Here is a 12,672-nt window from a genome sequence, read left to right as displayed (position 1 = left end):
CTACCATGAACTGATACGGCCCCGGGACACCGGGGCCGTTCTGTTTTGTGTACACACCTCGTGACAATACGATCGAAGCACTCGCTTGCCGCCGATGAGTACACGGTATTCGTCGCGGGCCGCGAACTCGGCCAGAGACCAAATGGCCGGCCGCCCCACCGACTTGGAAAGGTGGAGGGCCTCGCCTGCCCCGGCGGACAGGGCGACATGGGCGCCGAACGGGTCTTCGGTACGATTGAAAAGGAGCAGGTCAAGCGGTTCGAATGCCGTCACTTTCTCCGTCAAAGTAGCATCAGCCCACAACTCGCTCGACCGCCAGGGTGGCAGGTCGATGCCGAAATGTGCCAATACGGCGTAGACGTAGGACTGGCAATTGCCGCCATGAGACAGGTCGTGGCTGCGATCGGGGATCTTCGCACTATCATACCGGACCGTTCGTAACCCAGCCGGCAGCGCACACAGCAGATCCTTCATAGTCACCCCACGGTGATGGCATCCTCCTTGGGCTGCATCAATTTGAGCGACAGCCAGATGCACAGGGCGCCGATGGCAGCGGCCAGGGCAGCGAACAGGAATGCGTATGCGCCATGGAGCGCCACGAGCCAGCCGAAGCCCACCAGCGCCACGACCGAGGCCACCTGTTGCAACACCGTGAACAGGCTCTGCGTTTCGGCGGCAATGTCTTCGCTGGTCCAGTTGGCGATGAAGTGCACGCAGCCGAGATAGCCCAGGGCATAGGTGACGCCATGCGTCAGTTGCAGGAACAGCAGGACCCAGACCGGGGGCGAAAACGCCATCGCCGCCCAGCGAGCTACTGACGCCAGCGCCGAGATCAGGATCATGTGACGTGCTGGGACGCGGCCGCCGAAGCGCTTCCAGACAAACATCATACCGGCCTCGGCCGCGGCGCCCAGCGCGATCAGCGGCCCGATGATGTCCTCGGATATGCCCTGCTCCTTCCACAGCAGCGAAGCAAAGGCATTGAGGATGATGTGCGTACCGAAGATGATGGCGAAGCCCACCAGCGGCAGGAAAAACCAAGGCTTGGTGATGATCTCCATCAGCTTGCCGGCGGTCGGCCTGATCGCGGCCACCGTCACCTGGTCCGGCGGTGCGCGGAAGGCCGGCAGTTGCAGCGATAGCGCAGCGCGCAGCAGCGTCAGCCCGACAAACAGCGGCACGAAGATGACGGAGCCGAACCACACCACCAGGAACCCGGTAATGCCATTAAACAGCATGTAGCCTACAGTGCCCCAGGCCCGGATGGTGCCGAAATCACTGCCGTTGCGGCGGGTCATGCGCATCGTGGCCGCGTCGAGCACCGGACCGATGGCGCCAGCCGGCATCGCCGCCAGCGTCCAGAACAAGAGGATGCCCCAGAATGTGTTGACGAAAAACAGTCCTATGGGGACGATACCCGCGATCAACGCACCGATGACAATGACTTGCCGCCAGTCGCTGGCGCGGTCGGCCAGCCGCCCTACGATCAGGTTCAGCGCCAGGATGACGAAGACCGGAACGGCATTGATGATGCCGATCTGCTCGGTGGTTATGCCCTTTTCGCTCAGCCAGATGGGCAGGAACATCGTGGCCGCTCCGGGCCCCATGTAGAAGGTGAAATAGAACGCGGTGGTGCGGAATTCCGGCGTCAGGCGCGAGCGCGCCGCAGGGAGCGACATGGAGAATGAACTCGGAGGGCGCGACCGGCAGGGCCGCATCAAATCAGGGTAGCGTTAATACGCACCAGTCCATATCGATTTCATCGGCCCCGTCAATGCGCCTCCTTCGGCGGCCGGATGCGGAGCGAAACGACCACGCACACAATGGCCGCGAGTGCCGTGACGGTAGAGTAGAAGAAGGCATGCGTGCCGAAATGCTCCACCAGGACGCCAAAGAAGATCAGGGCCAGCATCGACGCGCCCATGTTGAGCATGTTGGCAAAACCCTGGGCCTCGGCGGCATTGGCCTCGTTGGTCCAGTTGGCGATGAAATGCACGACGCCGAAATAGCCCATGCCGAAGCTGAAAGCATGCAGCACCTGGGTGAAGAACAGGACCTCCACCGGCGGATTGAAGGCCATGATGGTGAAGCGCACCAGGCCGGCGAGGGCACAGACCATGATCATGTTTCGCGCCGTGACACGGCCGCCGAAGCGCCGCCAGGCAAACATCAGGATCGCCTCGCCGGTCGCGGCAATGCCGAGCAGGGGCCCGAGGAAATAGCTCGGTATGCCGTTTTCGTGCCAGAGGAGCGCAGCAAACCCTCCGATCAGGGCGTTGCTGGAATTGACGAGCGCAAAGGCTACCAGCGGGAGCACGAACCAGAGTTGCAGCGAGTCCCGAAGCCGGCTCGGCGCTGCAGCCTGGCCGGCCGGTATGTTGGCCAGCGTCGCCTGAGGGGCCGGGGCCCGGAAGCGCGGCAGGATGAAGGCGATCGCGGCGCGGAGCACAACGGTGGCCACGTAGAGGCCCACGAACACGCCCGATCCCAGCACATTGAGCAACAGGCCCAGCCCCGCCGCGGCAAAGATGTAGCCCACGGTTGCCCAGGCGCGGACGACGCCGAAATCGGTGCCGTTGCGACGGGTCATGCGAACCGATGCCGCATCGATGATTGGCGCCACCAACCCATTGCTGGTCGCGGTAAGCGCCCAGACCGCCAGGATCCCCCAGAATTCGGAGACGAAAAACAGCGGCAATGGCGCCAGGGCCGAGAGCCATGAAATCACGATCAACGCGGTACGCCAGTCGTCGGCCTTGTCGGCGATGCGGCCGACGATGATGTTGAGCAGCAGCAGGCACAGGGTCGGGAGCGCATTGATGATGCCGATCTGGTCGGCGGGAAGCCCATGCTCGCTGAGCCAGATGCCGAGGAAGACCGAGGAGACGCCGCCCGGGACATAAACCATGAACTGATAGATGGAAGCGCGCAGCTCGGGCGTATCCAAGCGCGAAAAAACCGGCGACATGAAAGGCAACTCCGGGCCAATGCAGCCCGGTGTCTTCGTGAATCGAATCGGCGGCCAATACAAGGGCCGATTTGCAACGTTACTGTTAAGCGATTGCGGCCAAAGCGCTCACCAGGGGCCAGCTAAGCCTCCCCAGTGGGAGCAGGTCAGCCCGCAGCCCGGCGCAGCCGGAATTTGCGGGGTTCGCCGGCGACCATTTCCGTCCACTTGATCAACTCGAACGCGCCGTCGGCGTTCTCGACGATGGCGGTGCAGCTCTCCACCCAGTCACCGGTATTGATGTAGTGGATGCCGTAGCGATCGTGCATGTCGGCAAAATGGATGTGCCCACAGATGACGCCGTCGACGCCCGATTCCTTGGCCTCGTGCACCAGCGCTTCCTCGAAGCGACCGATCACGGACACGGCATTCTTGACCTTCTGCTTGGCCCAGGCGCTCAGCGACCAGTATTGCAGACCAAGTCGGCGGCGCACCCAGTTGATGGCAATATTGACGCGCAGCGCTGCATTGTAGGCCCAGTCGCCCACATGGGCGAGCCACTTGGCATTCATCACCACCACGTCGAATTGGTCGCCGTGGATAACGAGGTAGGTCTTGCCCGAGGCCGAGGTATGCACGGTCCGGTCGACGAACTCGACCTCACCGAAATACGTCCCCAGATACTCGCGCAGGAATTCGTCGTGGTTTCCCGGCAGGTACACTACGCGCGTACCCGCATTGGCCTTGTCGAGCAGGATCTGTACCAGCACGTTGTATTCCGTTGGCCAATGCCAGGATTTGGCAAGCCGCCAGCCATCGAGAATATCGCCGACCAGGTAGATCGTCTCGGCGTCGTGGGAACGCAGGAACTCGATGAGTTGCCCGACGCGAATGGGCTTCATGCCCAGATGCACATCCGAAATGAATATGGCGCGGACCTGTCGGACTTCGCGGTCATCCGTCATCAAGCAGCGACTCCCAGCCGTATGGAGGCGCACTTTATATGGCGCGCAGACGCGAGGAAACCTGTGAGCGCGAGAAGGTGGGGAAATGCCGCGCCTAGCGGATGCGCGCTTTCAGTTCCACGATGCGTTCGTAGCTCTCCTCGATCCGCTCGGCAAATGCCGGATCGGCCGCCGCTTCGGCCAACAGGATATCGAGGATCTCCTGGCCGAGGCTGGCGCGATACTTGGCCGTATTGGAGAACAGCAACACGTCCGTGCCGGCGCGCACCGCCTGGGTCACCGTTTCTTCCAGCGTAAAATGATCGCGGATGGCGCCCATTTCGAGGTCGTCGCTGATGACCACGCCCTGGTAGCCCAGTTCGTCCCGAAGCACGCCGGTGATCCATTGCGGGGAGAGCGAGGACGGCGTCTGCGCCCCGGCATCGGAATAGTCAGCATGGTAGAGATGGCCCACCATGACCATGTCGACCATGTTCTCGCCGATCAGCGCCCGGTAGGGGTCGAGTTCGCTGGGCTGCCAGGTCTGGGTGATGTCGACGAAGCCCTCGTGGCTGTCCGCAGTGGATGAACCATGGCCCGGGAAATGCTTGAGCGCGGTCAGCAGGCCGGCCGCATGATGCGCCTTGATGAAGGCAGCGTCATACTCGGCGACCACTGCGGGATCGTTGCTGAAGGCGCGGCCAAACTTGGCGATCACCTGGTTGTCGGGATTGAGATTGACGTCTGCCACGGGGCCAAAATTGACCGTAAAACCTAGTTCGGCAATCGAAGCGGCCATCTGCGCGTAAATCGCCTCCGCTTCGTCCGGTGAATTGGCCGCAGCGATGGCCGCGGCATTGGGAATTTCCTTGAAGCCCACCGCCTCGGTGAGCCGTTCGACGGCACCGCCCTCCTGGTCGAGGGTGATGAACGGGAGCGGATCGGGCGATGCCGCGCGGAAAGCCGCATTCATCTTGGCGACCGCATCCAGGCTCTTGACGTTGAGCTTGAGCAGCATGACGCCGCCCAGCCGGCCCGCTGCCAGGTCTTCCTGGAGACTTTTGACCGCAGCATCACTGGCGTCATCGCCCTGAAAACCGACGACGATCATCTGTCCCGCCATTTCCTCAAGTGTGGCGGCATGGGTTGCGATCGGCAGGGAGAACAGAGCCAGGACGACGGCAAGGCGACGAAGAAGCATGGTTGCGGGCATCCGGGGTCAGAATCAGGACATGACGATGGGTGGTCAATGTAGCCGAAACAATGGCCGCACGCCGCATTCACCCCCATTTGGGGGATGTGCGGCGCATGTCCGCATGCCATTTTTGCTGCCGGCGACTTGGAGCATCGGCCGTTTTTCAACCTTTCGGCCGGTGAAGCCGTTGCCTTAAAGCGGGCGGGGATCTTGGGGTTCCCGCCCGCGACCCTGCTCCCCACCTCAGTATTTGCCGCAACTAAGAAAACGCGGCAGCGTCGCTATAACCAGATGAAGGCAATCGACGCCAAATCTGGGGGCAGCAATGGCGGATACAGGAACAGCCGGACCCGCGCCCAAGGACGCACCGCCACCGCGGCGTCCCCCGGCGCCCCCTACCCCGCCAGACCAGCCCTCGTCGTCGCCGCCCGCGGGATGGCAGGTGCTTTGGACGCTGCAGAATGCGGCCTTGGTCGTGTTCATGGGCCTTGCCCTAGCCGTCACGATCGTCGGCATGTACACCGTTATCTTCCCGCCACAGGAGGGTGCGCATGTCGCGATCGCTTTCCGCGTTCTTGATGTGCTGCTGATCGCCATTCTCGTCAGCGTAACGGTTGCCTGGTTCAGTTCCGCCAATGCCCAGATGCTCGGACGGGGAATTCAGCATCTGCTGTCGATCCACAGGGCCGCGCTCACATCGTTCATCGTCTCCGGCACGGCGACAGTGGCCATCTTGATCTATGTGGCCGTGGCAGCCATGTCCTCTGCCGAGGTCGAGCACGGCCTTTACCTGCTGGCAGCGATCGAGCTTTTGCTCAAGCTGACGGCGGTCAGCGCCATTATCGTACTCATCACGCTGCGACGCTCGGCACCCACGATCATAGCGCCTGCACCAGCGGGCTCGGAACCTAATGCGCCGGTCGTGGTGGAGTCGTCCGATGAAAGAGGACGCCTCGAATTCGGTAGCCTGGCTTTTGCTTTCGGCCTCATCGTCATAGCCGGCTTAGTCGTGCCCACCGATGACCTCATGCGCCTCAGCAACATGCTGTTCGGCGGGGACAAGAAGATCGAGGACTACCTGCCCCAGCAACCCCTGGTCCGGGTGGAAGACGACATGTCGGCCCAGATAGCCATTGCGGTGCAGAATGCCCCTGCTATGCGAGAGTTGACGGACGAAATGCCCAGCGCCGAACAGCAGGAGCTCTACAACGCGATCAATGCCCAGGTCGAACGGGTGATCTACAGTGTCGTTGCCGATCGCATCAAACGGATCGGGGCATGGTCGCTGTTCGAGGACATTTGCGAGGACGCCGAGGACGCAATCATCTTCATAAACTCCAACAACAAGCTGGTCTCGGAGCATATCGTGTACCTGGCCAGCGAGGGACTGGTGGAATTTCCCTATGGAGACCTTACCTCCCTCGAAATGACGCCGTATGGGAGCCAGGTGATCGCCAAGGAGCTGGGACAAACCTGCGCCGTGGCTGGTACCATGCAGAGCCCGACTACAACGATCGATCCCGCCTTCCCGCCGGTCGCCAGCGACACGATCGATGTCGATAGCAGCGAGCGCACCGTCGATGTGGCGCCAATCGGGATACCGCTCGAATTGTCGCGCGAAGGCAGGATCATCAAGCTGCAATTGCCACAGGGAGACTATGTGGCGACCCTGGTTGCCATAGACAGGATTGATCCCATGCTGCAGCTGTATGATGAGGAAGGAAACCTTCAGGACCAGAATGACGATGGCGGGCCGGGCGCCTTCGACTCGGCGATACCGTTCAACGTCAGCCCCGGCGAGGTGCTATATGTCCGGGCGCTGAGCTTTGATGCCCGGGCCGGCAATGCCAGGCTGGAAATTGCCCTGGCGCGAGAAGAGATGAGCGCAGCCCAACTGGCCGAACAGCAACAGGCCCTTGCCCTTGCGGAGGTCGTCGAGGTGCCGCTGGATGGGGCCGTCTATGCCTTCACGGCCCTCGAGGCCGGCGAGCACATAATCCACACCTCGGTACCGCCCGACGGGGATCCAACGGCGGATATCACTGCAACGCTGCTCCGCAAGGGGCGCAACGGATACGAGGTAATCGCCGAAGACGACGACAGCGGCACCGACACATTTCCGATCGTTACGGCATCGTTGGCTGCAGGTGAAACATACTACCTTGTGCTGCGCCACTATTCCCGGGAAGAGGCACTTCCCGCCCAGGTACGCATCAGGGTCTATCCCGAAGTTGGCGCGGCGCAGATGCCGGAAGACACCGTCATCGGCACGGAAGCGATGCCTTAAGTCGACCGGGCGGAAGCCAAGGCCTCCGCCCCGTCCACCTCAGCGGTTCTGTCGGTTCTCGATCAGATCGGCAACCACGGCCGGATCGGCCAGGGTCGACGTATCGCCCAGCGAGCCGAAGTCGTTTTCGGCGACCTTGCGGAGGATGCGGCGCATGATCTTGCCCGAGCGCGTCTTGGGCAGGCCGGGGGCCCACTGAATCAAGTCCGGCGTAGCGATCGGCCCGATTTCCTTGCGCACCCAGTTCTTGAGCTCGGTCTTGAGCGCATCGTCACTGGTTTCGCCGGCCATCAGGGTCACATAGCAGTAGATGCCCTGCCCCTTGAGCTGGTGCGGATAGCCGACGACAGCGGCCTCGGATACCTTGGGATGGGCCACCAGGGCGCTTTCCACTTCGGCCGTTCCCAGGCGATGGCCGGAAACGTTAAGAACGTCATCGACGCGTCCGGTGATCCAGTAGTAGCCGTCCTCGTCGCGCCGGGCGCCGTCACCGGTAAAATAGTAGCCCTTGTAGGTCTCGAAATAGGTCGACACGAAACGTCCGTGATCGCCCCAAATGGTTCGCGCCTGGCCCGGCCAGCTATCCTTGATTGCCAGCACACCCTCGGCCTTGGTCTGTTCCTGCAGGCGCCCCTCGGGCGACAGCATGACCGGCTGTACACCGAAGAACGGCTTGGTGGCCGAACCTGGCTTGGTCGGGATGGCCCCCGGGAATGGCGCAATCATGTGGCCGCCCGTTTCGGTCTGCCACCAGGCATCGACGATGCCGCAGCGTTCCTTGCCCACATGCTTGTGGTACCACATCCAGGCTTCCGGATTAATTGGCTCGCCTACGGTGCCGAGCAGGCGCAGGCTCGGCATGTCGTATTTGTCGGCATATTCGCTGCCGGCGCCCATCAACGAACGGATGGCCGTAGGCGCGGTGTGGAAGATGTTGACCTTGTGCTTTTCCACCACCTGCCAGAACCGGCTGGGATCGGGATAGGTGGGTATGCCTTCGAACATCACCGTGGTGGCGCCGTTCGCGAGCGGGCCATAGACGATGTAGCTGTGGCCGGTGACCCAGCCGACGTCGGCAGTGCACCAGAATATCTCGCCGCGTCTGTAGTCGAAGCTGAGTTCCTGGGTCATGGCGGCATAGGTGAGATACCCACCCGTAGTGTGCAGCACGCCCTTGGGCTTGCCGGTCGAACCCGATGTATAGAGGATGAACAGCGGGTCTTCCGCACCCATGGGCTCGGGCTCGTTGAACGGCTCGACGCCTGCGGCTGCCTCATGCCACCACACGTCGCGGCTGCCCTTCATCGGTACGTCGGCACCAGTGTTATGCACGACCAGGACCTTCGACACGCCGGGGCAGTCATCCAGCGCCTTATCGACATTCGCCTTGAGCGGGATGGTCTTGCCGCCGCGGCGACCCTCATCCGCCGTGATCACCAGGGCGGAGTCGCAATCATTGATGCGCCCGGCCAGTGCGTCGGGGGAAAAGCCGCCAAACACCACCGAATGCACGGCGCCGATGCGGGCGCAGGCCAGCATGGCATAGGCCGCCTGCGGGATCATGGGCAGGTAGATCGTGACGCGGTCGCCCTTGCGCACGCCCAGCGATTTCAGAACATTGGCGCAGCGGCAGACCTTTTCGTGCAGCGTCCGGTAACTGATGTGCTCGGCCGGTGCATTCGGATCATCCGGCTCCCAGATGATGGCAATGTCGTCGCCATGCTCGGCCAGGTGGCGGTCGATGCAGTTGGCGGCCACGTTGAGCACGCCATCCTCGAACCATTTGATCGACACATCGGGATAGGCGAAGCTGGTATTCTTGATCTTGGTGGGAAACTTCACCCAATCGAGGCGTCTGGCCTGTTCGGCCCAGAAGCCGTCCGGATCGCTCACCGAATGCGCATACATCGCGTCGTACTGATCCCCGCTAACATGGGTGCGTGCGATCGCAGCCGCACTTGGCTGAAATACGAGCTGCTCGCTCATACTATCCTCCCTTATCTCTCCCGGCATTTGTTCTACTGACCCACCCCCGCCCCGGCAAGGCCTTGACTCTGCGACTTATTGGGGGCGCAGCGGCACGGCCCATTAACTGCCATGCGCTAGGGTGCACAGAGCTATTCCGGCAGAGGAATTCATCATGGCCGAAATGACCATCCGCGCCGCCACGCCAGGCGATATCGACCTGATCCATCGCGAACTGATGGACGTGATTGCCACGTCCGAGCACTACAACGATCGTTTCAAGGCGCATGAGATGGCCCGCCTCAACAAGACCTTCCTGCGTATCCTGCTCGCGCTCGATCCCTGGCATATCATGATCATGTGTGCCGATGGCGTGCCGGGCGGCGCAATGGTGTCCGGGCCTGAATGCGGCGCCATCTTCCGTTACTGGAGCTGGGTGTTCCCCAGCCATCGCGCCACCAAGCTCGGCATGTTCGGCATGCGCGAATTCGACGCGCATTGGGACAATACCCGTTTCCACAAGGCCTATACCTTCGTGCGACCGGAAAACGAGGTCGCTCGCATGCTGCTGCGCCGCTACGGCTACAAGGAGACCTGCCTGATGGAGCAGCACATCTTCGGGCAGGACTACATGCTGATTGAAAAGCCGTACACCAAGGTGTCGGAGGACTACGACAACGGCGTCAATATCGGGCGGCTCGGGCTGCTGAAGCGGCGGCTCAAGGGCCTGGTCGGCGCATAAAGGCAGCGACTACTCTGCGGGGACGGCAGCGGCGCGACGGCTGCGGAACCACTGCAGGATCGACACGTCCATATCGGCGGTTCGCAACACCATCCACCACAGGCTGACCGACCAGATGGTGATGGCAATGATGGCCGACAGCGCCGCCCCCATCAGGCCCAATGCTGGCACCAGCACCCAGTTGCAGACCACCAGCGAACCGATGCCGGCAGCCACGAAGGGCAGGCTGGCATAGGGCCGGTCATGGATGGACAGCACCAGCGCCGCCGGGCCCATGACGGAACGCACGACCAGGGCGAGACAGAGTACGGCCAGCGGCGCGGCGCCGGCAGCAAAACTCGGCCCGAACAGCGTCAGCAGCAGCGGCGCGACGGCCGCCATGCCGGCAAACAGCACCACCGAGATGATGCTGGCAACGAAGTTGGCGTCCCCCACCTTGCGCTTGAATGCCACCCGATCGGCATTGGCTTCGCTCTCGAACATGTCGGGCATGGTCACCGCATAAACGGCGGCAACGCCAAACGAGATCAGGGAAAAGAGGCGCGTACAGACGCCGAAGATCGCCAGCTCCTCGCGGGTCAGCGCGTGGCTGAGCAGCAGGAGGTCGATATCGAAGAAGAAGTCGGTTGCCAGCGAGATCAATACCCATGGCAGTGCAAAACGCCACCACCTGGCTGCCTCGTTTGGCCTGGGCTGCACCGTCTCGGGAATGCGGCCCAGCGAGCGGAGCACGAAGCTGAACTGCAGCAGGGCGATGCCGACATAGCCGAGCGCGACGACCCACAACATGACCGAAAAGGCCTCGGCGTGAACCGAAAAGCTCATCGTGCCAAGAAACGCCGCGATGACGATCAGCGGCCGGAACATGGTATCGGCAAAGAAGCCGGCAAAGGGGCGCTTGAGGCCAACAAGCAGGGCGCTGTTGACATAGACCATGGCGGTAGCGAAGGCGAACAGGATGACAGGAACGAAGTGTTGCGCAAGAACACTGTCCCCCTGCCCCAGCAGTTGCAGCAGCAGCGGTCCGCCCAGCAATACGACAACGAGGCTGGCAAGGACGTGGCCGTAGCAACGCGTCATGAAGAGGATGAACTGATGCCGGTCGCCCCTGGCACGATATTCCGCGGCGAAATAAGTCCCTACGGTGTGGAAGCCCAGCGGCATGACCACCGCGACCAGGTTCACCGTCGCGATGACGATCAGATACTCACCCAGCAGCTCCGGCCCCCACAGGCGGGCGATCAGCGCCTGGACGAGGAAGATCAGGCCCGCGCCCGCGAGGCGGGCCCCGAAAATGACGCTGGATTGCGACGCGAGGCGCCGGTGCAGGCTCATTCTGCGGCCTCTTCGGCCCCTTGCTTGACCTGATTGGCCTTGGTCTTTGGGTTGCGCCAGCCATTGATGGTGCGACGCAGGGCATGCAGCGCGTCGCGGGCAGCGAATGCGCCGGTGCCTAGCAGCAACGCGAGCCGATGCTCGGCATAATTGGCCACCGGCGGCACGGGACGAATGACCCCCGCATCGCCGACCATGCCCTTCTTGAACTGATGCAAGCCCTGGAAACCGTCGGTGCCGCCGAGGTCGTACCAGGTCGCCCTGGTGTTGTCGCGCAGCCAGCGGATGATGTGCCAGTGCATGAAATAACCGGCACGCAGCGGCAGCGCCTTGTCGTTGGTGGCGCCATAGAGATAGACGGCGCGGTCTCCTGCCTTGAAGATCAATGCGCCGGCCACCAGATCGCCCTCGTGCCGCACGAAGAACAGTTCGGGTCGCAGCGCCGGTACCTCGATGGCCATCAGCGCAGGCACTGTTTCGTACGCCGAATGGTCGGTGAACTGCTTGCGGTCATACATGGCCGCATAAAGGGTATCGAAGTCCCCAATACGCTCCGGACCTGCATGTTCGAAGGTCAGTCCGGCCTTTTCCGACTTGTTGAGTTGTCGCCGCCACGTCTGGTGAAAGCTCTTGCGCTGCGCCGCATCGTCGAGCCGCAGGTTGACGATATAGCGGTCGGGGAATCCGAGTTCGGAACCGCGCTGGAACCCGCGGGTGACCAGATAGCCGTATTCGCCGTTGACCGGGCCGATCGAGGCACGCGGCAGGATCGACAGCATCTGCCGGGGGCTCGCGCCATAAGCCGAGACCATGGCTTCGACGATGCCTTGACGAATGCGGTCGGCATCGGGGCGGCCCGCGTCCTTGAGCATCGGCGCCCATTTGGATACTGCGATCCGCGCCAGGCCCAGCGGCAGCGACTGCAGCATGACCAGCGCGCCGCCGACGACCTCGCCATCCTCCAGAAACAGCATGGGTTCCTGCGTCACCGAGGGCCAGCGCTTGAGCGCAAAGGCGTGCATCTGCTCCTGGCAGACCTCATCGAAGCCGGCAATGGTGCGGTCCCACTCCACACCGTCGACGATGCGGGTCTGCAGGCGAATTGCAGCATTGCTGGCGGGGCGCGTGTCCTGCCCGCCGAATGCATGCGCCTCGACCAGTCGATCGGCGATTAGGGACATATGGGGTGTTCCCGCTCGAATAGGTTGAGCGGGAAGCTAGACCGGCGAAGTGAGCAAATCCCTATTGCAGCAGGAC

Annotated in this window: 10 protein-coding genes; 2 read left to right on the top strand and 8 right to left on the bottom strand. The window is 62.4% G+C overall.

Translation table 11 applies throughout. The features are described 5' to 3' along the window. The 5 genes from JI749_RS09510 to JI749_RS09490 all read right to left on the bottom strand — a co-directional run bounded on the left by JI749_RS09510 (position 1) and on the right by JI749_RS09490 (position 5,092). Positions 1–474: an NlpC/P60 family protein gene (locus JI749_RS09510; protein ID WP_201652646.1), complete on the bottom strand. Its 474-nt coding sequence runs from the start codon at positions 472–474 to the stop codon at positions 1–3. 2 nt (positions 475–476) lie between these two features. Next, positions 477–1,679 (bottom strand): MFS transporter, encoded by a 1,203-nt coding sequence (locus JI749_RS09505; protein ID WP_201652643.1) that lies wholly within the window; start codon positions 1,677–1,679, stop codon positions 477–479. 92 nt (positions 1,680–1,771) lie between these two features. Continuing rightward, complete coding sequence (locus JI749_RS09500; protein WP_201652640.1) at positions 1,772–2,968, bottom strand: MFS transporter; 1,197 nt, start codon at positions 2,966–2,968, stop codon at positions 1,772–1,774. Between the two features lie 146 nt (positions 2,969–3,114). Further along, entirely contained in the window at positions 3,115–3,912 is a 798-nt protein-coding gene (locus JI749_RS09495) for a UDP-2,3-diacylglucosamine diphosphatase (RefSeq protein WP_201652637.1), read from the bottom strand. 94 nt (positions 3,913–4,006) lie between these two features. After that, entirely contained in the window at positions 4,007–5,092 is a 1,086-nt protein-coding gene (locus JI749_RS09490; RefSeq protein WP_201652634.1) for a glycoside hydrolase family 3 N-terminal domain-containing protein, read from the bottom strand. Positions 5,093–5,528: 436 nt separating this feature from the next. On the opposite strand from JI749_RS09490, the gene JI749_RS09485 reads away from it, so the two are divergent. Next, a complete protein-coding gene (locus JI749_RS09485) occupies positions 5,529–7,373 on the top strand; it encodes a hypothetical protein (RefSeq protein WP_201652631.1) in 1,845 nt (614 codons plus the stop codon). A 39-nt stretch (positions 7,374–7,412) separates the two neighbouring features. Here the strand turns inward: JI749_RS09485 and acs are convergent, their stop codons facing one another. After that, positions 7,413–9,359, bottom strand: a complete 1,947-nt coding sequence (acs, locus tag JI749_RS09480; protein WP_201652628.1) for an acetate--CoA ligase — start codon at positions 9,357–9,359, stop codon at positions 7,413–7,415. Positions 9,360–9,513: 154 nt separating this feature from the next. Here acs and JI749_RS09475 point away from each other — a divergent pair, with 154 nt between their 5' ends. Further along, the gene (locus tag JI749_RS09475; RefSeq protein ID WP_201652604.1) at positions 9,514–10,080 is read left to right on the top strand and encodes a hypothetical protein; all 567 of its coding nucleotides are present in this window, start codon (positions 9,514–9,516) and stop codon (positions 10,078–10,080) included. 9 nt (positions 10,081–10,089) lie between these two features. Here JI749_RS09475 and JI749_RS09470 read toward each other — a convergent pair whose 3' ends face one another. Continuing rightward, positions 10,090–11,415, bottom strand: a complete 1,326-nt coding sequence (locus JI749_RS09470) for a lipopolysaccharide biosynthesis protein (RefSeq protein WP_201652599.1) — start codon at positions 11,413–11,415, stop codon at positions 10,090–10,092. Next, positions 11,412–12,596, bottom strand: coding sequence for a lipid II:glycine glycyltransferase FemX (locus JI749_RS09465; protein ID WP_201652596.1), 1,185 nt, complete (start codon positions 12,594–12,596; stop codon positions 11,412–11,414). Before JI749_RS09465 ends, JI749_RS09470 begins: the two co-directional genes overlap by 4 nt. Between the last annotated feature and the right edge of the window lie 76 nt (positions 12,597–12,672).

It is taken from the genome of Devosia oryziradicis (genome assembly GCF_016698645.1).
GTDB classification, from domain to species: domain Bacteria; phylum Pseudomonadota; class Alphaproteobacteria; order Rhizobiales; family Devosiaceae; genus Devosia; species Devosia oryziradicis.
The sequence above is the reverse complement of the archived record's forward strand: the minus strand, read 5'-3'. Positions and strand labels throughout refer to the sequence as shown.

What these genes read in the sequence shown, in the direction of transcription:
- JI749_RS09510 (WP_201652646.1), bottom strand. Translation starts at nt 474, where the DNA reads ATGAAGGATCTGCTGTGTGCGCTGCCGGCTGGGTTACGAACGGTCCGG.
- JI749_RS09505 (WP_201652643.1), bottom strand. Translation starts at nt 1,679, where the DNA reads ATGTCGCTCCCTGCGGCGCGCTCGCGCCTGACGCCGGAATTCCGCACC.
- JI749_RS09500 (WP_201652640.1), bottom strand. Translation starts at nt 2,968, where the DNA reads ATGTCGCCGGTTTTTTCGCGCTTGGATACGCCCGAGCTGCGCGCTTCC.
- JI749_RS09495 (WP_201652637.1), bottom strand. Translation starts at nt 3,912, where the DNA reads ATGACGGATGACCGCGAAGTCCGACAGGTCCGCGCCATATTCATTTCG.
- JI749_RS09490 (WP_201652634.1), bottom strand. Translation starts at nt 5,092, where the DNA reads ATGCTTCTTCGTCGCCTTGCCGTCGTCCTGGCTCTGTTCTCCCTGCCG.
- acs (WP_201652628.1), bottom strand. Translation starts at nt 9,359, where the DNA reads ATGAGCGAGCAGCTCGTATTTCAGCCAAGTGCGGCTGCGATCGCACGC.
- JI749_RS09475 (WP_201652604.1), top strand. Translation starts at nt 9,514, where the DNA reads ATGGCCGAAATGACCATCCGCGCCGCCACGCCAGGCGATATCGACCTG.
- JI749_RS09470 (WP_201652599.1), bottom strand. Translation starts at nt 11,415, where the DNA reads ATGAGCCTGCACCGGCGCCTCGCGTCGCAATCCAGCGTCATTTTCGGG.
- JI749_RS09465 (WP_201652596.1), bottom strand. Translation starts at nt 12,596, where the DNA reads ATGTCCCTAATCGCCGATCGACTGGTCGAGGCGCATGCATTCGGCGGG.